The 20,715-nt window shown below is 33.8% G+C and carries 21 protein-coding genes; all 21 read right to left on the bottom strand.

Annotated features, from left to right (window positions below; translation table 11 throughout):
* Positions 1-66 precede the first annotated feature (66 nt).
* Positions 67-936, bottom strand: a complete 870-nt coding sequence (locus AC5LWL_RS07605; protein WP_493433744.1) for an SU10 major capsid protein — start codon at positions 934-936, stop codon at positions 67-69.
* A gap of 42 nt (positions 937-978) precedes the next feature.
* Positions 979-1,407: a hypothetical protein gene (locus AC5LWL_RS07600; protein ID WP_493433743.1), complete on the bottom strand. Its 429-nt coding sequence runs from the start codon at positions 1,405-1,407 to the stop codon at positions 979-981.
* Between the two features lie 18 nt (positions 1,408-1,425).
* Positions 1,426-1,707: a hypothetical protein gene (locus AC5LWL_RS07595; RefSeq protein ID WP_493433742.1), complete on the bottom strand. Its 282-nt coding sequence runs from the start codon at positions 1,705-1,707 to the stop codon at positions 1,426-1,428.
* Positions 1,707-2,972, bottom strand: coding sequence for a GLUG motif-containing protein (locus tag AC5LWL_RS07590; protein WP_493433741.1), 1,266 nt, complete (start codon positions 2,970-2,972; stop codon positions 1,707-1,709). The genes AC5LWL_RS07595 and AC5LWL_RS07590 overlap by 1 nt, the downstream gene beginning before the upstream one ends.
* Before the next feature lie 13 nt (positions 2,973-2,985).
* The gene (locus AC5LWL_RS07585) at positions 2,986-3,333 is read right to left on the bottom strand and encodes a hypothetical protein (protein ID WP_493433740.1); all 348 of its coding nucleotides are present in this window, start codon (positions 3,331-3,333) and stop codon (positions 2,986-2,988) included.
* Positions 3,333-3,548: a BhlA/UviB family holin-like peptide gene (locus AC5LWL_RS07580; RefSeq protein WP_254415677.1), complete on the bottom strand. Its 216-nt coding sequence runs from the start codon at positions 3,546-3,548 to the stop codon at positions 3,333-3,335. The genes AC5LWL_RS07585 and AC5LWL_RS07580 overlap by 1 nt, the downstream gene beginning before the upstream one ends.
* A gap of 1,276 nt (positions 3,549-4,824) precedes the next feature.
* Positions 4,825-5,103, bottom strand: coding sequence for a hypothetical protein (locus AC5LWL_RS07575; RefSeq protein WP_493433739.1), 279 nt, complete (start codon positions 5,101-5,103; stop codon positions 4,825-4,827).
* Positions 5,100-6,110, bottom strand: a complete 1,011-nt coding sequence (locus AC5LWL_RS07570) for a tyrosine-type recombinase/integrase (RefSeq protein WP_493436564.1) — start codon at positions 6,108-6,110, stop codon at positions 5,100-5,102. The genes AC5LWL_RS07575 and AC5LWL_RS07570 overlap by 4 nt, the downstream gene beginning before the upstream one ends.
* Before the next feature lie 133 nt (positions 6,111-6,243).
* On the bottom strand, positions 6,244-7,431 hold the full coding sequence (locus AC5LWL_RS07565; RefSeq protein WP_493433738.1) for an acetate kinase: 1,188 nt from the start codon (positions 7,429-7,431) through the stop codon (positions 6,244-6,246).
* Positions 7,432-7,690: 259 nt separating this feature from the next.
* The gene (locus AC5LWL_RS07560; protein WP_493433737.1) at positions 7,691-8,668 is read right to left on the bottom strand and encodes a class I SAM-dependent methyltransferase; all 978 of its coding nucleotides are present in this window, start codon (positions 8,666-8,668) and stop codon (positions 7,691-7,693) included.
* A 421-nt stretch (positions 8,669-9,089) separates the two neighbouring features.
* Entirely contained in the window at positions 9,090-9,590 is a 501-nt protein-coding gene (gene tpx / locus AC5LWL_RS07555; RefSeq protein WP_493433736.1) for a thiol peroxidase, read from the bottom strand.
* A gap of 289 nt (positions 9,591-9,879) precedes the next feature.
* Entirely contained in the window at positions 9,880-10,326 is a 447-nt protein-coding gene (gene ytfJ / locus AC5LWL_RS07550; protein ID WP_493433735.1) for a GerW family sporulation protein, read from the bottom strand.
* A gap of 26 nt (positions 10,327-10,352) precedes the next feature.
* Positions 10,353-11,033 carry a DUF2953 domain-containing protein gene (locus tag AC5LWL_RS07545; protein WP_493433734.1) on the bottom strand — a complete coding sequence of 227 codons (681 nt, stop codon included), beginning with the start codon at positions 11,031-11,033 and terminating at the stop codon, positions 10,353-10,355.
* A gap of 229 nt (positions 11,034-11,262) precedes the next feature.
* Positions 11,263-11,673, bottom strand: coding sequence for an RDD family protein (locus AC5LWL_RS07540; RefSeq protein WP_493436563.1), 411 nt, complete (start codon positions 11,671-11,673; stop codon positions 11,263-11,265).
* 149 nt (positions 11,674-11,822) lie between these two features.
* Complete coding sequence (sppA, locus tag AC5LWL_RS07535; protein ID WP_493433733.1) at positions 11,823-12,839, bottom strand: signal peptide peptidase SppA; 1,017 nt, start codon at positions 12,837-12,839, stop codon at positions 11,823-11,825.
* 337 nt (positions 12,840-13,176) lie between these two features.
* A complete protein-coding gene (gene rarD / locus AC5LWL_RS07530) occupies positions 13,177-14,109 on the bottom strand; it encodes an EamA family transporter RarD (RefSeq protein ID WP_493433732.1) in 933 nt (310 codons plus the stop codon).
* Positions 14,110-14,246: 137 nt separating this feature from the next.
* Positions 14,247-15,860, bottom strand: coding sequence for an amidohydrolase (locus AC5LWL_RS07525; RefSeq protein ID WP_493433731.1), 1,614 nt, complete (start codon positions 15,858-15,860; stop codon positions 14,247-14,249).
* Between the two features lie 133 nt (positions 15,861-15,993).
* Positions 15,994-17,568: an acyl-CoA synthetase MbcS gene (gene mbcS, locus AC5LWL_RS07520; protein WP_493433730.1), complete on the bottom strand. Its 1,575-nt coding sequence runs from the start codon at positions 17,566-17,568 to the stop codon at positions 15,994-15,996.
* Between the two features lie 210 nt (positions 17,569-17,778).
* Positions 17,779-17,979 (bottom strand): alpha/beta-type small acid-soluble spore protein, encoded by a 201-nt coding sequence (locus AC5LWL_RS07515; protein WP_493433729.1) that lies wholly within the window; start codon positions 17,977-17,979, stop codon positions 17,779-17,781.
* 256 nt (positions 17,980-18,235) lie between these two features.
* Complete coding sequence (gene thiI, locus AC5LWL_RS07510) at positions 18,236-19,447, bottom strand: tRNA uracil 4-sulfurtransferase ThiI (RefSeq protein WP_493433728.1); 1,212 nt, start codon at positions 19,445-19,447, stop codon at positions 18,236-18,238.
* Positions 19,448-20,590, bottom strand: a complete 1,143-nt coding sequence (locus AC5LWL_RS07505; RefSeq protein WP_493433727.1) for a cysteine desulfurase family protein — start codon at positions 20,588-20,590, stop codon at positions 19,448-19,450.
* Between the last annotated feature and the right edge of the window lie 125 nt (positions 20,591-20,715).

Here is a 20,715-nt window from a genome sequence, read left to right as displayed (position 1 = left end):
TCTCCCTTTTGATTAAATAAAAAGAACGCTCCTTCTATTTGAAGGAACGCCCCTAACTATGTATGATTATCCTACTGTTACGACTGCTACACCTTTAGGTGAACCTACTTTAAGAGTTGCTTCAGCGATAACTTGACCTTTGATATTATCTCCGCTCTTAGCAAGTGGTTCAAAATGCGGACTACGTAAATAAGCAAGATCAACGTAAGCATCGTTAAATACTACCATTTTGTCAGCAGGTACATGTTTAGATAGTACGAAGTGTACTGTACCGTAATTTGTGTTGATGGAATCTACTAATAGACCAAAGTTAGTAGTTACGTGAGAGTATCCATAACGGTCTTTATAGATAGCATCAATTTGCTCTTTAATATCAGCATTGACAAAAGCATATACTGTACCTTCTGCCAAATCTTGATTCCAAAGTTTTCGCATAACGTCTTTTACTGTATCTTCTGTTACAGCACCAGTAGCCGATACAGCATTAGAAGCATCAGCAAATTCGATTAATCCAGATAATTGACGTTTGAATGGTGCTTGGCTGCCATCCGCTTTAAGACCGTTAATGAATTTTTTCTCCATATTAATTTTTAACTCTAAAAGACGGTCATTTACTTCTTCGGCGAATTGAGTAGATTTCATTGCAACTGCTGTTCCAGAAATAGAAGCACCCTTCTTGAAAATTTGCAAAACATTGTTTAATTCTGCTCGACTTGTCTCGTAAAAAACAATGTCATCAGAACCTTCAACCGCTGATAAATCTTCTGCATTGTCAAGTGTTTTTGCTCTCCATGTGTAAACTGTGCTTAATGCTTTCTCGATGTTACCTTTTGCCATTAACATAGAAGTTAAAGGAGTTGCTTGTACTCCCAAAATTGCGAGTTCTTTAGAAAGTGAAATTTGTTCAGCGTTTGTAAAATTAGATGATTTAAACATAAAATAAGTCTCCTCTAGTGTTGGTCACTACCCAATATTTTTTTAGTTAAATAGTTTGCTAAATTTTGAAGCAATCATGCCTTTTGTATCCTTTTTGGATTCAGCAGCACTGTATTCTGTTTGCTTGTTGTGTTCACTAGGCACATAACCAATTGACACTTTTAAATCATTTACAAATGTGTTTAGAGTTGTGATAACTCCTGTTAATTCTTCTTCATTGCTAACTTTCACAATAGAAGCAAAACTTTCTAATCCATGTTCCTTTAATGAAAGAGAAACTTCTTTATTCCACAATTCTTCCTGTTTTGTTGCTAATGCTTTTTCAGTGTCAGATACTTCTTTAGGCTTATATTGAAGCAATTCATCTCTTTCACTTACAATTGGATTCAATTCTTTCTCTTTCCAATCATTCTTTGCTGTTTCTAAAGCTTCGTTTAATTGCTCTTGTGTATATGTAGTCTCTTCTGCCATACTTTCACCTCCTTAAAATTAATTAAATTTGACATTAACCTTTCCCCTTGCAAGGATTGGCTTATCGTTATGTAACCCTCCAAATTGGAAAACAAAGTAATCCAAAATTTCATCGGGTATAATGTAGTCATAAAAAAAGACACCGATTGATTCTTTATCGCTGTCTGTGATTGGTATTTCTTGTATTTGATTGTTTTGCTTATCATAGATTGTTAATTTAATATCATTGGGATTAACTACTTGTCCTGTAAATGTCCTAAATTGGACTCTCAATCTAATTGTATCCCCTACAAATGCCATTATTCTATCACCTCACTAATGAAAGGATTCTCAATTGTATTTACACTTGTCATATCAACCGTATAAGAAGCCATAGAACGATTCTCTATGACGTTTAAATAAGCATTGTATACATTTGTATTTAGTGGATATAAAACGTCTATACGGGCTTGTATAGGCTTTATATAGGATAGTAATTCTTCTATCTTTTTGGAATGTCTGTACACATTAGAATGAATTGGTAAAATATATGTATTTACATTTTGAGTGCTATTTCTAACTGTTCTATTGGATTTTAAGACACTTGTATGCAACGATAAGGAATAAGTCGATACATTTCTTTCTGTTCGTTTTTCCTTACTCAAATAGGCGTTTACTCGGCTTAGAATCGATTCTGTGACCTTGTAAACCTTCTTATTCGTATTAACAGTAGAAATAATAGGTAAAATATGAGAAGTAAGAGAAATACTTACGACATTTGGCGGTGCTACTGGTAATCCAAAAACTTGTAGATATGGATAATCATTATTAAATCCCCATGTAGAAGTAAAATCCCATCCACTATAAGTTGATTGAGTTTTCATTTCTGCGGTAGTCTTTCCTATACCGCCTTCACTATAAGTCAATCCACTAGATTGTATATCCCAATAAGAATTAGTAACTGTAATAGCTACTGCATCCCCAATTAATCCTCCTGCTGGATATGGTGTTCCTACTTCTGTATGGACAGTTATTCCATTGGCATAGCAATTTTCAACTATACAATTTACACTTGTCGAATAACCTACTAATCCTCCTACCCTTGCAAAACCTGTTACATTTACATTTGCATATGAGTTTTTAATTTTTCCATATGGAAATTGCCCGACTAATCCACCAACCATGTATTTTCCTGTAACCGCACCAGTGACATAGCAATTTTCTATTGTTCCATGATTTAATACTCCACTTATAGAGCCACACCAATTTGAAACTGTTCCACCTGAAATATTACAATCCTCTAAACCTAAATTTTTAATATATGATGAGTCATTTGCAATGCTTCCAAACAAACCTATATATCCAGTTGTTTCATTGATAGTTAAATTTTTAATCTTATAACCTTTTCCATCAAAGAACCCTTTAAAAAATGGTGATACTTTACCAACGGGAACGAAATTTCCAAAACTTGACATATCAATATCATTTGCTAACTCATAGTATGCTGTAAGGTTATTTCTAATATCGTTTAAATCTTGTGGAGTGGAGATGATGAAAGGATTACTTTGTGTTCCTGCTCCTAACATGAAACATCAACTCCTAAACAACTTGCGGTACTTGGATAGAATGGATAACCGTTAATTCGTCTTGATCTGATTCAATTGTAAAAGAAGTAAAAGTTTCAGAAGAATATGGTGTCCCTCCACTAGCGACATCAAATATAGCACTCTTAGCAAATGTTGTAGGAGTATTAATATCTGCATCAGAACCCTTTACAACTACTTGTAATTTCAATGTCTGTCCCTCTGCTGTATAAGCTACTCTGCTGTCAGAAGGTGATAACCTAATAATAGCTACTCCAGTATCATCTTGTAATTCGATATACTTCCAATTTGTTTGGATATAGTCTCTTAAATTTTGATATGCTGCACTTGTTATTTCAGCCATTATTTAACCTCCTTTAATTGTGATATTTGAGTTTCCAATCGTTCTAGTGATTGTACTATTCGGTCTTGTGCTTCATTTTGTTTTTCGATTTGTGTAGTTAATCTGCTTTCTCTTTCTCGGCTGTCTTTTTGTTGATTTACTAATAGCCAAATAAACAATACTGCAAATATCCCATTAGAAACCAATTGGTCAATTGGAATAGATGTTAAGTCCATTGTCAACACCTCCTTACAAGGTTTTTATATAAATAGTTAAAATTATGAGTAAAAAAAAGGAGAGAGTGCCTATGTGTTTATAAGCACCCCCTCAATAAAAAAGGAAGGTAAAAGTCAAAAAGTGACTTTGAAGTAAGATACTTCATTCATTATCATGATAGAATGGTAATCAATGAAATGTCTTATTGTATTCCTATTCATTAGGTACAGAAAAACTCAATGTGCTAGAAACCTAGATATATCAAGGGTTTCAGCAATCTCAAACTTCAAACATTTTATTTTTATTAACTTTTTTCCTATTCAAATAGTACAGAATTTCCGAACACCTTAGAAACCTATATACATCAATGGTTACAGCGTTTTTCTATTTCAAACACTTTTCTTTTTCTATTCTATTCCTTATACAAAAATAGACTCATTTTTTCACAATCCCTTTAAACATCAATGTTCCCAAGGGTTTTTCGTACCATTACATCATTTTCTAAACCCTTAACATTTCCCCTTGTCCCCCTATACTGATATATAAACCTCTATTTCGTCATTTTTCTCTTGACTTTGTTTTAATCTTTTTATCAAATGGATTGATTGACAGGAAAACGGCTGGCGAAAGGTTGACTACCTAGTTACAAAGATTAAAAAAAATAATCAATGCAACAAGATAGACAACTTCAAATGGCATATCATGTTAAGGTATCCGTTTGTATGAACCCTATTTGTTGTGGATTACTCCGACAAGTCTACTGTTACAAGTAGCCCTCACAGTTTCACTATTTCTATAACTTTACGCTTTGGCTTTTCAGTTAATTAATTCGACACCACGTTATTTTGTGGACTAGAAAAGAATATAGTTACTTATGACTTGTCCTACTGTGCCTAAATGACACACTACCCTTCCTTCGATCAGCGTTTAATGGTGGCTTTCACCATTCGATAGCAAACAGAAATAGGGAACTGTTTATTGCTATCTATCCTCATTTTATCGCATCGGCTGAGTCACTACCTTTCCAGTTTTGATTATAGTCATGTTATTGGGCAACCATGACCGGAATTCCCCTATTTTTGACAATAGGAAACTAGACCTTGCAAACTACGATTTTTTTTCGTAGAATGAAGGCAGGGAAATTCCATATTAAATTGTAGGGAAATTATCCATATTTTTTAGTTATGGGATTCAATTTTGAATCGGGGTTAGGTGGAGGCAACCATCTAGCCCTATTTTTCTTTCATATAGTACAATTTTACTTAGAGTGCTAGAAACCTAGTGTTCATGCGTGTTTCAGCGTTTTTCTAAACTTGGACATTGTTTGACTCTTGCTTGTAATCCTGCAAATAAACTCCATCCATCAGTAGACATTGTGTTAACTGCTTGTTCAAATGTGATAGATAAATATTCTCCATCATTTAAAACTTCAATATCATGTTTATTATTTAGTGTGATTAATTCGCCTACTGCTAACTCTAAATAAGCTTGTCCATCATCTACAACTAATGTTCCATATTGGCGTTGCATTAAGTAAGCATCTATCATGTGAATTGCGTGTGAAAGTGTGGTCATTTTTTATTTCTCCTACCTTTTTGATTAGTTTTCGTCTTATATCCCTCTGATTGTTCGATTAGTTTAACGGGAGAATACATATCATGTTGTAGTTTTATTGTGTCATCTAAAACATGACTGTAAATCATTGTAGTTTGAATATCACGATGTCCAAGAATTTTTTGCAATACACGTAATGAGCCATTATTTTTAAGAAATAACATGGCAGATGTATGACGAAATATATGGGGATGTACTCTTCGTTCAATACCTGCTTTTTGTACAATCTCTCTCAACTGTTTTCTAAAAGTATCAGACGGTAAACGTTTCCCTGCATTTGTCAAAAAGATATATTCACTTTCAAACCCCTTTGTTTCTTCAATTAACTCATCTAATAAATACATTGTCTTTTTAGTAATAGGCACAATGCGAAATTTATTATTTTTAGTTTCATTAAACGTTACACATTCTTTCTCAAAGTCAATATCTTGCTTTTTTAATGCTAAAACTTCTGATATTCTTCCAAATGTATCTATTAATGTGTAAATTAAAACAAATGCTCTAAAATCTGCATACCAACTTTTATCCAATGAATTGAGTATCTTTTTAATTTCTTGTTCTGTAAGGATGTCAATTTGCTTTTCTTGCTGCTTAATATTCTTTATTACGTCAAAAATATTTTTATCGACTAATCCTTCTGATAACAAAGCAGAAAAAGTGGCTTTTGCATATTGCAAATAAGTATTACAAGAACTAATAGAGACACCTTTCTTTTTATTTTTTCTGAAACGTGCTTCTTTAAATTGTAATTTGTCATGTAGTTGCCATTCAATAAATGCCCTTGCATCATCCGTAGTCAAATTATTGATATGTTTTCGTTTATTAAAAAAACGCTCGAAATCATTAAATAGCTTATTGTAGTTGCTAATCGAATGAACACTTAATCCTTCCAATTGTTTAATTCGTATAACAACTTCCCTTGCTTTTTCAATGCTCATTCCCTTTTGAGTTTCTGATTTTCGTTTCATTTTAGCCACAAAAAAACCTCCTTTCACACTTAATAACTAAGCATAAAAGAAGGTTAGGGTAAAAAAATGGTCGTGGTTATAAAATCCACTCATTATTCAATTTCAATTCATCAGAAACGTTGATATGACAGCATTATTTTGCTAGTCTTACTACATCACGAGCAATCATTACCTCTTCATTTGTTGGGATAATAATTACTTTTACTGGGGAATGCGGATAGTTAACAAACGATTCGCTTCCTGATAATTTATTTAATGCCGGATCCCAATAAACTCCCATAAACTCAAGGCCTTTAAGCACGCGAGCACGAACGATTTCACTATTTTCACCAATACCAGCTGTAAAAATAATTGCGTCAACACCGTTCATACCAGCAGCATAAGAGCCAATATATTTATGAATATGGTCTGCAAACACTGTTAAAGCAAGCTCTGCTCTATCATTGCCCTCATTAGCAGCTTCTGTTATATCTCGTAAATCACTAGAGAAACCAGATATACCTAACAAGCCACTCTTTTTGTTTAATACTTGTAACACTTCATCAGCTGTACTATTTGTTTTATCCATAATAAATGGAATAAGAGCCGGATCAATATTACCAGAACGAGTACCCATTGTTACCCCAGCAAGCGGTGTGAACCCCATAGATGTATCAATCGATTTTCCACCTTCAATTGCTGCAATACTCGCACCATTACCTAAATGGCAAGAAATTAAACGCAGTTGGTCAATAGGACGATCCAATAGTTCAGCTGCACGCTGTGAAACATATTTGTGTGATGTTCCATGGAAACCATATTTACGGATGCCATATTTTTCATAATACTCATAAGGAAGACTATATAGATATGAGCTTTCAGGCATTGTTTGATGAAAAGCTGTATCAAACACAGCAATAGCAGGAACATTCGGTAAAACTTGTTGGAATGCACGAATACCTGTAAGGTTTGCCGGGTTATGAAGTGGCGCTAATTCTGACAATACTTCAATTTTTTCAAGTACATCTTTTGTTATTAATACAGAATCAGCAAATTCCTCTCCACCATGAACAACACGATGTCCAATTCCTTCGATTTCATCTAATGAAGCAATAATGCCAAGTTCTGTTAATTTACTTAATAAAATTTTAACAGCTACCTCATGATCAGGGATTTCTGTCACTTCTTTAATTTTTTCTCCATTCGCAGAAATATTAAAGACAGCATCATTTAACCCAATACGCTCGATTAAGCCTTTTGTTATTACTTCTTCACTTGGCATCTCAAAAAGTTGAAATTTTAATGAAGAACTTCCTGCGTTAATTGCAATGATTTTTGCCATAAAATAGTTTACGCCCCTTTTATATAACATCAATTTTTATTTAATGTCTGACATGGAACAGTCTTATTTTGTACAACAGACATAATTAATATCTCTCAATTCACCATTTAAACATTGTAATAGAAACATTTCAAGCACTTAATTAACAGTTCGACATTTTTCTATAATTTTGTCGATTTTTTTTATAAAATTGTTAATTTTCCCTATCAAACAGATGATCTACTATATAATAGAAGAAGTCTGTCCTACAACATTAAAATTATTTATTTTCCTTTATCCACAAATCGATTTGAGAGAGTAGTTTTTCCATTTGATTGATATTTGAAAGCTTTGGTACATTAGCAAGCAGCACTTGTTTTGGTGCTTTTATGCCATCACCCTTTTTTTGAAGCACTAAAATACTTTTTGCTGCCTGTTTATTTTTAAATAAAGAAAGAGGCAATTGAAGAATACTTTGAATATATACTTTTTCCTTAAAAAAATGATGCAATTTAGCTGCTTGTTCACTTTCAAATAAACCATTCGGAACCATACATAATGCATATCCCCCATCTTTCAGGTGATTAATGCTTTGCTCTAAAAAAAGATGATGGGCATAGGAATGGCCATTATCTGCTTGAAGCATATATTCACTTGCACCTATATCATTAGGATAATATCCTACCGGCAGGTCTCCGACAACAATATCGACTGGATCGATAAATAGCTTTTCCAAACTATCTTGATTATAAAATTCAACAGGCTGTTCTTGCAAATTGGCATTAATATAAGCAAGTTGTAAGAGCAGTTCATCAATCTCCACACCAAATGCTTTTATTGTTTTATCCGGTTGATGATTGATAACCGTTGTTAATAGATTTCCTGTTCCAACCGCTAAATCAAGAAGTTGCATGGATGGCTGCCTATAGAACTTTTGCACTAAATAACCGATTAGCATTCCAATAGAGTCTGGTGTCATTTGATGATTTGCTTGTACATTTTCTTGCATGCCCTTTAATATAGCCAACTGGAAGCTTTTACGTATTTCTTCTTTGCTATACTCGTTTAATGAAATGGATTCATAGCTTTTTTTTAATTTTTTGGCACTGTATTCACTTATGTTTTCTTGCAATATAGCTTCTTGAAACATATTTTCTCCAGTGATAGCCAATGCTTCTAAATAAGTACAATCTAATTCTTCTTTTACTATTGTTGCTGTTTCGTTAAAAACAGCAAATAATTTTTCTACAGGAACCATCTTTTCTACCACCTAATTATTATTACCCCTTCATTTTCAACTGATTATACAAGGGTTTATTATACTAAAATGTAGACTTTCAAGAGAATACATGAAAAGCGAAGTATATACAAACTGCGGACCATACAAGAGCGCTTATTTCAGGGTAAACACCCATGCTAAGCTAATAGGCTTTAATTTTGTTTATTGTATGCTGAAGCAGAGAGAAGCCGGAATACATGGAGACTCCTGTAGGATTAGTGGGACAGGCGTACCCCACAGGAAAACAAAGTGTATTCCACCTGTGGACTTAATTAATACTTATTTTCAGGGTAGACCAATGAAAAATACACAAATCTTGATACCACAAAGAAAAAGTCCCGAAAATAATTCCGAGACTCTTCCTATTATTAACGGTGCACATTCATTTGTAAACCATTAATTATTTCGCCAGTTTTACAGCCTCTATTGCCGCTTCATAATTAGGATGACTGCTTGCTTCTGCAACATATTCTGCATATGTTACTTTATCGTTAGAATCTACAACAAAAATAGCTCTTGCTAATAAACGCAGCTCCTCTATTGCAACCCCATATGCTTTTCCAAAAGAAAGCTCTTTATGATCAGAAACAGTTATAACCTTGTCAATGCCTGCTGCAGCACACCATCTTCTCTGAGCAAAAGGCAAATCTACACTTACTGTTATGATTTGTACGTTTTCTAATTTTGCCGCTTCTTCATTAAAACGACGAGTTTGTGCATCACAAACTCCAGTATCAATCGAAGGAATAACACTAAATAAACGAACTTTCCCCTTCGAACTATCTAATGTTACTTCTGACATATCATTTGCTAAAACAGAAAAGTTAGGTGCTGTATCGCCAGCCTTCACTTCTTCTCCTAGTAATGTTACTGGTTGGTTTTTAAAAGTAATTGAAGCCATTATTATTTTCCCCCATTTTGTTCAGTATGTATAGTAATTTTATCATATCCTCTAAACAACCTAATTGCAAAGAAAACGATTTGAAAACTGAAAAGCAGAAGCGCTTTGATCAGCCACGAAGAAAAATGTTCTCTTGACTGAAATAAAAAAAGTCTGACATCCAAGTTACACTTGTACAAAAGAATTTTCTCTTCCATCGATACAAGCTCTTGTTCGTCAGACCTTTACTCCCTTACCCAAATGATAAGCGGAATATTATATCTTATCTTTCATTTCACTTTTCGATTAATTAAAATTCAATATCTTCTTTTGGTCTAGGGGCTTCTTGAGCGGATGAAGATTTTTGGTTATTTTTCGAAAGCATCTGTTGAATTTTATCAACTGCTTGAGGTGCAATATCCAATAATTTTTCATAGAGATGTGTACTTTCATCTAAATGAACCATTTTTACTCCTTGTCCGTTTACAATTAAAAAGGCGATTGGTGTAATAGAAACTCCTCCACCACTACCTCCACCAAAAGGGTGCTGTGTACCAGCATTTTCATGTAATGAATGATTTTCCAGCGTGAATTCACTTCCACCTGCTGCAAATCCAAATCCTACTTTCGACACTGTAAGAATAACACTTCCATCTGGAGTCTCCACTGGATCCCCTATTATAGTATTTACATCAATCATTTCTTTTAGGTTTTCCATCGCTGTAGTCATTAAGCCTTGAATTGGATGATCTGTCATCTTCTTATTCCTCCATATCTATACTTTTATTTTTGGATAGGCGTAAGTTTCGAATTGGATTTAAATTTAGGAAATCCACCTTTCCAAAATTTCACGATTTTAATTCCTGCCAACATAGCATTCCCTATACGAAATTGAATCATACACTTAAATAAAGTTTCCGATTGTATTCGCTGAAATTGCGGGTAAATATTTATTTTAGGTAAGTCCTTCATTTTCATGTAACTGCTTATCAAACCTATTATTGCGCCCTTAACCGCCCATATTGCACCAGAAATTGTTCCTGTATGGGCCGCATCACCTAATCCAACAATCGTATACCATTCGATTTGTTTAATTGTTACTTTAGACAGAAAATAGCGCATAATACGATGAAAACTAATTACATGCTTTAAAAGTTCCCTTGTATTAGAAAAAGTATCTAATAAATCTTCAGCAGAAAATTGCTTTGTTTTTTTATTTTCTGCTGAATCATTTATCTCTGTCTCTTCTTTCACCACAAGTGTAGGTGAATTATCATCCACCTTTATTAACGGAATTTTCTTTTTATATTTAATTAAACCTAATGCTTTGATTTCAATTGATACATCATCATTATCTTTAGCATGATAATATTGCACACTTACGGTAAGCTTGATGAAACAGATTAAAATAAACAGCAAAAGTAAAAGAAAAAATATAATTCCAATAATTATTAATACGTTCATCCACTCCACACCTTTCAACATTTTATTATTGGTAATAACCCCAAAAAATAAACATGATTACAGTTTATGGGTTTTATTTGATCTAGTAATATACTCTCACCTGCCGCTATTCAACAATCACTCTTCTTCCAATTCTAATTTTATAAAGAAAAAGAGGTCATTTATCAGTCAGGTTTCTGACCGATAAATGACCTCTCCTTTAAAATAAAGTTTTTATATTCCGATGGTTTTACCTTGAATGGATAACTGCAGTATCTGCAAATAAATCATGCAAGCCTTGTTTTTTCGGTAAAAACGCCACTATTATATACAGAATTAAAATACTTGCAGAGATAAAGCGTCCAATCCATTCACGGAAAAGAACCGTATCCCATGATAAATTCGCTTTTTTTAATGATATTACTTTTAACCCAAAAATCATTTTCCCTAAGGTTTGTTTCCAATATTTTGTCATCAGCACAAAATATAAATAAAAGATAACCGCTGTAAAAATATTAATTGGTGTAAATATGCCTCCCTCATGTAAAGGAAGGTCAAGCCAACGAAAAATTGGATAGATAATAATTCGATTAAGACTCCCGATAATCACTAAATCTGCCAAATAGGCCCAAAATCTCATCCAAAAACCTGCATAATGCATTTCTAGTTCATTTGAATCTACAATAGAATTTTCACTGTTCACTAAAACAGTTTCCTCTTTTTCAATGGCTGTAGTATCTATTTTTTCTGTTTGTTCACTTTGCACAGTTGTTTCATTATGATCAGAATTATTATTCATTTCTACCCCTCCTATTCTGCATATAAGTACATAAGACGAGGTGAATTTGTGTTAGCTACAAGTTTCAAGATGTTTGTTAACTCTTTATCCTCACCCATTAATTTTAATTTATTGGCACTCATTCCTAGAATAGAAGCAATTCCTGTACTATCTGTATAGCTTACTACCTGAGGATCTTTTAATTTGTAGTCTTTCTTCATTTGCTCAACCACGTCATTAAAGTAGCCAAAATCATCAATTAAATTTAATTCCTTTGCTTGTCTTCCATCATAAATTCTTCCATCCGCAATTTTTTTCACGTCCGATTCAGACATTCCGCGACCATCCGCAATTACTTTAACGAACCCTTCGTAGGAGTTATTAATCATCGTTTGAAGAATTTCTTTCTCTTCTTTTGTCATCTCTCTTGATGGGCTCATAATATCTTTATATGGGCCACTTTTAATTGTAACAAAATCAACACCATACTTCTCTGCAAGGCCTTTATAATTATAACCATGCATGATAACACCTAACGAACCGGTTAATGTTTCAGGGCTGGCAAATATTTTGTTAGCTGCGGCAGATATATAGTAGCCACCAGAAGCTGCCATTGATCCCATTGAAATATATACCGGCTTCTTCGTTTCTTTTTCTATTTCAACGATTTTATCATGTATTTCTGCACTTTCTACTACTCCACCACCTGGAGAGTTTACTTTAATAATAACCCCTTTAACATTGCTATCTTCTTTTATGTAATTTAATTTTTCCATAAAGGATTGATGATTGTAGCCTGATGCTGATAATAAAGATCCTGCTTCCCCTGTATCCTGGATTGTTCCATTTACATCTAATACAGCGATTTTTTGCATATCGTTACCATCTTGAATTATATCTTCAGCAAATGTTTCGTTGCTTTCACCTAGAAATCCTTCTAATACACTTTCCATATTTGTTGTTGCTGTTATGGAAACTAAACTTGTAATAATTGAAAAAACAAATATAACTGCAGCAATCCCTAAAGCTGCCCATCTTTTTCCATTCATGTATATATACCCTCCTAAATTAACTTCCATCAGTTAATACGATGCTTTTGTAAAAATGTTTCAAAAAAAGGTAAATTTACTGGAAATTATCTTTTTTTGATAAAACTTATGTTTTTTTTAGATGTTCCTTTATGTTTCCGAATTTTATCTTATCTTATTAAAAGTTTATACTTACCTGAACGGAGAATTTGGCTCTCTCGAATAGTCCGCAGTCAGCATAGCGCTTTTCGCTTTTCTGTGGGCACATCTCCTGTCCTTCTCGTTACGCTGTGGGGTTGTAAATTCTCTATCCATCATACTATTCAAGAATATGAAACTCTTATTAAAAACGCTTCCTTTATTCGCTGTACACCTCTGGTTGTTTTTTTGACTTGCTGAATAAATGAACTAATTTTGTTTTTGATAAGGAATATATGGCAAGTGCTGTCCAAATAAAAATAAATGCGATTAAATGAGTGGAAGTAAATGCTTCGTGAAATAGAAATACTCCTAGTATTAACGTTAAAGTAGGCGTTACATATTGAATAAATCCTAACATGGAAAGAGGAATTCTTTGCGCGCCTTTTGCAAAAAACAACAATGGGACTGCTGTTAATACACCAGATAACATTAATAATACATCTTTATTTATAGAAATAGCTAAAAATGCATTGTTTCCATTTACAAACAAAAGAACGATATAAACAAGTGCAAATGGTGTAATAAACATTGTTTCGATAGTTAATCCAATTTCCGAATCTAAAATAAGCATTTTTTTAATCAGCCCGTATAATCCAAAGGTAAAGGCTAACGATAAAGCAATCCATGGAAACGAACCATGAGAAATCGTCAAAATCAGGACCCCTATTGCTGCTAACACAAAAGAAAGATATTGAATTTTTGTTAGTTTTTCTTTTAGCACAATCATGCCTAATAATACACTGACTAAAGGATTAATATAATAACCAAGACTTGTTTCAATCACTTTGTCTGCATTTACTGCCCAAATATAAATAAACCAATTGCCACTAACTAGAATAGATGCAATAAATAAAAGAAATGCCTGTTTTTTATTTTCTTTAAATGATTTTAAAGTAGCAATAACTTTTCTCCATTTTTTTGTCACCATTATAAGAATTAGCATAAAAACAAACGACCAAACAATTCTATTTGCCAATATTTCATCAGCGCCTACCTTTTGAAGATATTTCCAATATATAGGAAATAATCCCCATATCAAATAAGCTATTGCTGCAAAAACTGCTCCTAACTTCACATCATATTTTGACATTTATATCGCTTCTTTCTATTTTCGAAATATTTCCAATTATAATGCTAAAATAAGCGGAAAACAAGCCAAATCAACATAAAAAAAGATTAGCTATTTAACATGCACTAATCTTTTTACTGTATATTTTTCTTTATGCTTTAATTTTCGGAGATGAAATCACTATCATAAACAACCTGTCCGCCAATAATTGTTTTTGTTACTTTAACTGTTTCTATGTTCTTTTTATTTATTTTAAAAATATCTTGATCAAGAACCGTAAAATCTGCCGTATAGTTTTCTTTAATCATGCCTCGTTCCGTTTCGCGGCAAATAGCATAGGCACTTTCTTTTGTATATAAACAAACTGCTTCATATAAAGATAAAGCTTCTTCCATTCTATATCCTTTTCCACTCGTATCAAATTTATTTGTTCTTGTTACTGCAGCTTGTATCCCTACTAAAGGATTTGCCGTTTCAATCGGAGCATCTGAACCACCAGCACAATGCAAGCCTTCCTTTATTAATGTTTTCCATGCATAACAGTACTTCATATTATCTTCTCCAAGGCGGTCTATAATCCATGGGAAATCAGAGGTGACAAAACACGGTTGAATATCTAAGATAATCGGTAATTTTTTAACACGTTCAAGCAAATCTTTGCGAAGCATGGTTGCATGAATTAAACGGTCTCTCCCAAATCCTTGCAAAGGATGCTCCTCAATAGCATTTAACACCATCTCAAATGCTGCATCACCGATTGCGTGTACTGCGACAGGAATTTCTTTTTCCCGTGCAGATTTGACCAGATGGTTTAACTCTTCTTGTGTAAAAATACTTACTCCGTTTGTAGTAGGATCATCTTGGTACGGCCTGCTTAATAGTGCTGTTCTTCCACCAAAAGCACCGTCTGCAAAAATCTTCATTGCTCCCAGTTCTACCCATTCACTACCACTTAAATACTTTCCACCACCTTGAACCATTTCTGAAAACACTTCATGATGAACCAATAAATGAGTCCGAAAGAAATAGCTTTCATCTTCCACTACTTTTTTAAATGCACGCAATGTTCCTTCATACCCATGGTAATAGTATAAATCCTCTGTATGTACACCCGTTAATCCTAATTGATAACAATCCTTTATGGCTGTTCTTAAAGCATTTTCAACATATTCATCTGTTACTTTCGGCAAATGCTTTTTAACTAGTTCTTGTGCCTGATCCTTTAATATGCCATTCAACATCCCATTTGCATCTCGTTCTATTACCCCACCAAATGGTGCTGAAGCGTTTTCCTGTATTCCTGAAAGCTGTAATGCCTTGGAATTTACCGCAATCGCATGTTTACATATTCGACTTAACAACACTGGATGATTAGGTACATATGCATCTAATTCCTGTCTTGATAACGGAGATTTCTCCTTCCATAAATTTTCATTCCAGCCATCTCCAATTATCCATTCTCCTTCTGAAATTTTTTCAGCCAAATCAGCAACCTTCAGAAGTGCTTCTTCCTTTGATGTGCATTCGGAAAGATCTAATCTTAACAGCTTTTCTCCATAACCAATAAGATGCATATGACTATCAACAAAACCCGGCAGTAATGTATCACCCTGTAAATTAATAGTATCTTCAATGCTAGTCTGATATTTTTTTTCTAATGATGATTTTTCTCCGTAATCTAGAATAGAGGATTCTTCAAAATAAAGGGCTTCTACTTTATGGCCCTCCTCTTGTAATGTATATATATTTCCACCGTATAATAACGTTCCCATCAAAATCCTCCTACATTTAAATAAACAATCCAATCCATTTAACATAAAAAATAAGCAGGTATGTATATATTATTGATACATCCTGCTTATTCCTTTATTTCTTCCTATCTTTTTCTAAAAATAAAATTTTGTTTTAACCATTTTTTTGTTCATTATCCCTTAATTCTACCCGACGAGTTTTACCAGAAGTTGTTTTTGGAAGCTCCTTCATAAACTCTATTTTTCTTGGGTACTTATATGGAGCTGTTAATTCTTTAGCATGTGTCTGCAATTCTTTAATCAATTCATCTGTTCCGTCTATTCCATCTATTAATACAACAAATGCTTTAACAATATTTCCCCTGATTGGATCTGGACTTGCAACTACTGCACACTCTTTAACAGCTGCGTGCTTTACAAGCGCATCTTCTACCTCGAACGGTCCAATCGTATAGCCAGAACTAATGATTATATCATCACTGCGTCCTTCAAACCAAAAATATCCATCTTCATCCTTTTTGGCTCTGTCACCAGTGATATAATAATCGCCTCTATACTGATTTTTGGTTCTTTCCATATCTTTAAAATATTCTTTAAATAAAGCTGGTGTCGTTTTATGTACGGCGATTTCTCCGACTTCTCCTACAGCACAAATTTCTCCATCTTCATTAATAATTTCTACTATATTGCCTGGAGTAGGTTTCCCCATAGAACCTGGACGAAGATCAACCCCTTTTGTTATTCCCAATAAAAGCGTATTTTCGGTTTGTCCATATCCATCTCGAACATCTAAGTTAAAGTATTTCTTAAAAATATCCATTACTTCTCTATTTAATGGTTCACCTGCTGAAACAGCACTTCTTAAATTTTCCAATCGGAAAGATCCTATATTTTCTACTTTAGCCATAAGACGATATTCTGTTGGTGTACAGCACAGAACATTCACTTTATATTTTTCTAATAATTGTAAATACTTGGAAGGATTAAATTTCCCATGATAAACTAATCCAGTAGCACCGGAGCCTAATACAGATAAAAGCGGACTCCACACCCATTTTTGCCATCCAGGACCTGCTGTTGCCCAAACGATATCTCCTTCTTCAATACATAACCAGTTTGGTGCTGCTGTTCGTAAATGAGCATATGCCCATCCATGTGTATGGACTACTCCTTTTGGATTGCCGGTCGTTCCAGATGTATAAGAGATAAATGCTGTATCTGTTTTTTCTGTCTCGCAAAGAGCTAATTCTTCGGAAGCAGATTCAGCCTCTTTATCTAAATAAGTCCATCCATCTACAGCATTTCCTAAAACAAAACGTTTAATAGAATGCACATCTTCTATCTTCGTAAGCTCTTCTATGTACGGATAATAACTAATAACCGCCTTTACTTCTCCATGCTTAATCCGATATTGCAGATCTTTTGCGCGGAGCATTTCAGAACTTGGGAGAATGGTTAATCCCAATTTAAGCGCAGCTATATACACTTGATATGCTTCTACTAATCGTGGAACGATTACTAGAACAACATCCCCTTTTTGTAAACCAGATGCTTTTAAAACATTTCCCATTTGATTGGCAAGTTTTAATAGGCTGGAATACGTAATTTCTTTTGCTTGTCCTTCTTCATTTTCCCATTTTAATGCTACTTTATCGGCATTTTGGGCAAACTTTTCTATCTCCGAAACAAAATTATATTTTTGTGGAGCTAGCAATTCTTCTCGACTCATTTATTCTCCCCCTATAAATAGGTTTTAAAATTCACTTTAGTCATTATACTATTTACTAGAAAATTTTAAAAATATTTATTTCTTTCTTTATTAGGATTAGGTCATTTTTTGGTTTTAAGCTACCCTGAAAAAGGGAGCAGCAGGAGGAGATATTGACATAAGGAAAAGGAGCGGGACAATTGTCCCGCTCCTTATAGCCATCATATAAAATTATTTTGAGTAACCACCAAGTTGTTGTTCAGCCATTTGAACTAAACGTTTAGTGATTTCACCACCTACGGAACCGTTAGCGCGAGAAGTTGTTTCAGCACCAAGACTTACTCCGAATTCAGTAGCGATTTCATATTTCATTTGATCTAAAGCTTGAGAAACACCAGGTACTACTAATTGATTTGAACTGTTGTTAGCCATGTGTATCACCTCCTTGTGATAATAGAATGTGTATAACACATGACCTTCATTCATTTTTTTTACTGGTAATTGTTCACAAAAATAAAGGGAATTATATCCAGTGTTTTATTGTTGATGAACACCAATAAATTAATTATATTTTAAAAAAATAAGCTACCATGAAAAGACAATCCGGCTCTCTCAAATTAGTCCGCAGCCGGAATACACTTCGCTTTCTGTGTGCTATGGTGCAAATTTTCACATGGAGGCTTCTTGGTTAAAAGAGGGTTTCCATTGTTTCTGCTGAATCTATTTGATCTTCTCTTTTTAGAATAATGGTTTCGATTTTCTCTACAGCTTGCTGAATCATCGGCTCAAAATCAACAAAACTTTCATAGAATTGAACTTTTTCTTTTTTCGGTTTTGTTTTTGGTGAAGACGGAACAAATACTGTACAGCAATCTTCATATGGTCTAATCGATATATCATGAGTCTCAATTTTTTTTGCAATATCAATAATTTCTGTTTTATCTACTGCAATAAGCGGTCTTAAAATTGGTGTATTGGTTACAGCATTTATCGCATGCATACTTTCAATTGTTTGACTGGCAACTTGTCCTAAGCTTTCTCCTGTTGCAATAGCAAGTGCTTCTTGTCTTTTTCCTAGTTCATCTGTAATCCGAAGCATCAGTCTTCTTGTAGCTGTCATCGTGTAATTTTCTGGAATTTGTTTATGAATTAACTGCTGAATTTCAGTAAATGGAACAATATGCAAAACGAAATGACCATTCCTATTAGCTAATTTTCTCGAAAGATCTATTACTTTTTGCTTGGCTCTTTCACTTGTGAATGGTGGACTAAAAAAGTGTACACCTTCCAATTCCAAACCACGCTTCATCAATAAATATCCAGCAACCGGACTATCTAAGCCGCCAGAAAGCATCAGCATTGCTTTGCCGCTTGTTCCTGTTGGCAGTCCTCCTGCCCCAGCTATATTTTCACATGATAAGTATACAGCTTCACTTCTAACTTCTATCTGCACATTTATATCTGGATTTTTTACATCCACTTTTAATCCAGAAATATTTTTCAATAAATGGGAGCCAAATAAGTGATTGATTTCTCCTGTATCAAGAGAAAATGATTTGTCTGCTCTTCTAGCACTAACCTTAAATGTATTTCCTTCTTTATAAATAGAAGAAACGATTTGTAATGCTGCATTTTTAATAAGATCAATATCCCTCTCCAGTTTTATTGCAGGACTAAAAGACTGAATACCAAATATATTTTTTAATACATCTGTAATTTTATCTGGATTTTCACCATTTAAGATCACATACATTCTTTCTCTTTTTGCTTCCACTTTTACAAGAGGATATTTACTCAATGCTTTTTCAATTGTTCTTCTTAATTTATCTACAAATACTTTTCTGTTTCTCCCTTTTGTAGATAGTTCACCATAGCGAATAAGTATACGATCATAAGTCATTTATTTCATTACACCTCTTAACCATTTTGTTGTTTCAGCTATTATATTTATTGTGTTTTGCATTTCTTCTAGTGTATTGTCATAACATAAGCTCATTCTAAAGGAACTTTCTGCAGCTTGCTTGGAGACTCCCATGCTGACCAATGTTTTGCTTACTTTATTCTTTTTAGAAGAGCATGCACTAGTAGTAGATATAAATAGTTCCTCTTCTTCTAATGCATGGATAAATACCTCTGCTTTTATACCTAAAATAGAGAAATTAATAATATGAGGAACACTATTTGATGGAGAATGTATGATTACATCGTCTATTCCTTGCAATTGTTCTCGCAAAAATTGATTTAACTGGATTAGTTTCTCTAATTTTTCTTGTTGGTTTTGCAGTTGTAATCTAAGTGCTTTAGCAGTGGATACTGCTCCAGGAACATTTTCCGTTCCACTTCTCAGATTTCCTTCTTGCCCTCCACCAGCCAATAGAGGAGAAAGCTTTAAGCCTTGGCGAATGTATAAAACTCCATTTCCTTTTAACCCATGAAATTTATGAGCAGAAATGGTATATAAATCGATTTCAGCCTCTTTTATTGATAATGGTATTTTTCCTACGCCTTGTACACCATCTACGTGAAAAATTATCTTAGAATCATGCTTTTTTAACATTTGTCCGATTTGCAGTACCGGTTGAATCGAACCTATTTCATTATTCACATGCATGATAGAAACAAGGATGGTATCTTTTTGAATGTGTCTTTTCACTTCCTCAACAGATACAATCCCTTCTTCATCAACTGGGATATACGTAATGGAGAATCCTTCATTCTGTAATTGTTCGAGAGCATTATGAATGGAATCATGCTCTATCGCTGTTGTTATAATATGCTTTCCTCTACCTTTATAAGAATGAGCAATCCCTTTTAATGCAAAATTATTACCTTCCGTACCACCAGATGTAAAATATATTTCACTGCTCTTTACTTGCAACAGATCAGCTATTTGCTTTCTAGCTTGTAAAAGAAGATTTTCTGCTTGTCCTCCTATTGAATGCAAGGAAGAAGGATTCCCAAAATATTCAGCGGCAACGGTTGTATATGACTTTAATACTTCCGGAAATGGCTTAGTTGTCGCACTATTATCTAAATATATCATAAGCCGCCCCCTTTCCTGTATACTTGCCAACTTTAAATCTTAGCATAGTACACTGCATTTGAAAATAACATGTAAAGATTCCATCAAAAAAAGAGAGTGTCTACTTCCGTAGTATCTCCCTTCCT

Source organism: Niallia sp. WK069_GA_01 (assembly GCF_983173855.1).
The sequence above is the reverse complement of the archived record's forward strand: the minus strand, read 5'-3'. Positions and strand labels throughout refer to the sequence as shown.

Bases quoted from the DNA above. Each gene is read 5' to 3' on its own strand.
- AC5LWL_RS07545 (WP_493433734.1), bottom strand. From the start codon at position 11,033: ATGAACGTATTAATAATTATTGGAATTATATTTTTTCTTTTACTTTTG.
- AC5LWL_RS07540 (WP_493436563.1), bottom strand. From the start codon at position 11,673: ATGCATTATGCAGGTTTTTGGATGAGATTTTGGGCCTATTTGGCAGAT.
- tpx (WP_493433736.1), bottom strand. From the start codon at position 9,590: ATGGCTTCAATTACTTTTAAAAACCAACCAGTAACATTACTAGGAGAA.
- AC5LWL_RS07515 (WP_493433729.1), bottom strand. From the start codon at position 17,979: ATGGCTAACAACAGTTCAAATCAATTAGTAGTACCTGGTGTTTCTCAA.
- thiI (WP_493433728.1), bottom strand. From the start codon at position 19,447: ATGACTTATGATCGTATACTTATTCGCTATGGTGAACTATCTACAAAA.
- AC5LWL_RS07505 (WP_493433727.1), bottom strand. From the start codon at position 20,590: ATGATATATTTAGATAATAGTGCGACAACTAAGCCATTTCCGGAAGTA.
- AC5LWL_RS07595 (WP_493433742.1), bottom strand. From the start codon at position 1,707: ATGGCATTTGTAGGGGATACAATTAGATTGAGAGTCCAATTTAGGACA.
- rarD (WP_493433732.1), bottom strand. From the start codon at position 14,109: ATGTCAAAATATGATGTGAAGTTAGGAGCAGTTTTTGCAGCAATAGCT.
- AC5LWL_RS07525 (WP_493433731.1), bottom strand. From the start codon at position 15,860: ATGGGAACGTTATTATACGGTGGAAATATATATACATTACAAGAGGAG.
- sppA (WP_493433733.1), bottom strand. From the start codon at position 12,839: ATGAATGGAAAAAGATGGGCAGCTTTAGGGATTGCTGCAGTTATATTT.
- AC5LWL_RS07605 (WP_493433744.1), bottom strand. From the start codon at position 936: ATGTTTAAATCATCTAATTTTACAAACGCTGAACAAATTTCACTTTCT.
- mbcS (WP_493433730.1), bottom strand. From the start codon at position 17,568: ATGAGTCGAGAAGAATTGCTAGCTCCACAAAAATATAATTTTGTTTCG.
- AC5LWL_RS07585 (WP_493433740.1), bottom strand. From the start codon at position 3,333: ATGGCTGAAATAACAAGTGCAGCATATCAAAATTTAAGAGACTATATC.
- AC5LWL_RS07600 (WP_493433743.1), bottom strand. From the start codon at position 1,407: ATGGCAGAAGAGACTACATATACACAAGAGCAATTAAACGAAGCTTTA.
- ytfJ (WP_493433735.1), bottom strand. From the start codon at position 10,326: ATGACAGATCATCCAATTCAAGGCTTAATGACTACAGCGATGGAAAAC.
- AC5LWL_RS07575 (WP_493433739.1), bottom strand. From the start codon at position 5,103: ATGACCACACTTTCACACGCAATTCACATGATAGATGCTTACTTAATG.
- AC5LWL_RS07570 (WP_493436564.1), bottom strand. From the start codon at position 6,110: ATGAAACGAAAATCAGAAACTCAAAAGGGAATGAGCATTGAAAAAGCA.
- AC5LWL_RS07560 (WP_493433737.1), bottom strand. From the start codon at position 8,668: ATGGTTCCTGTAGAAAAATTATTTGCTGTTTTTAACGAAACAGCAACA.
- AC5LWL_RS07590 (WP_493433741.1), bottom strand. From the start codon at position 2,972: ATGTTAGGAGCAGGAACACAAAGTAATCCTTTCATCATCTCCACTCCA.
- AC5LWL_RS07580 (WP_254415677.1), bottom strand. From the start codon at position 3,548: ATGGACTTAACATCTATTCCAATTGACCAATTGGTTTCTAATGGGATA.
- AC5LWL_RS07565 (WP_493433738.1), bottom strand. From the start codon at position 7,431: ATGGCAAAAATCATTGCAATTAACGCAGGAAGTTCTTCATTAAAATTT.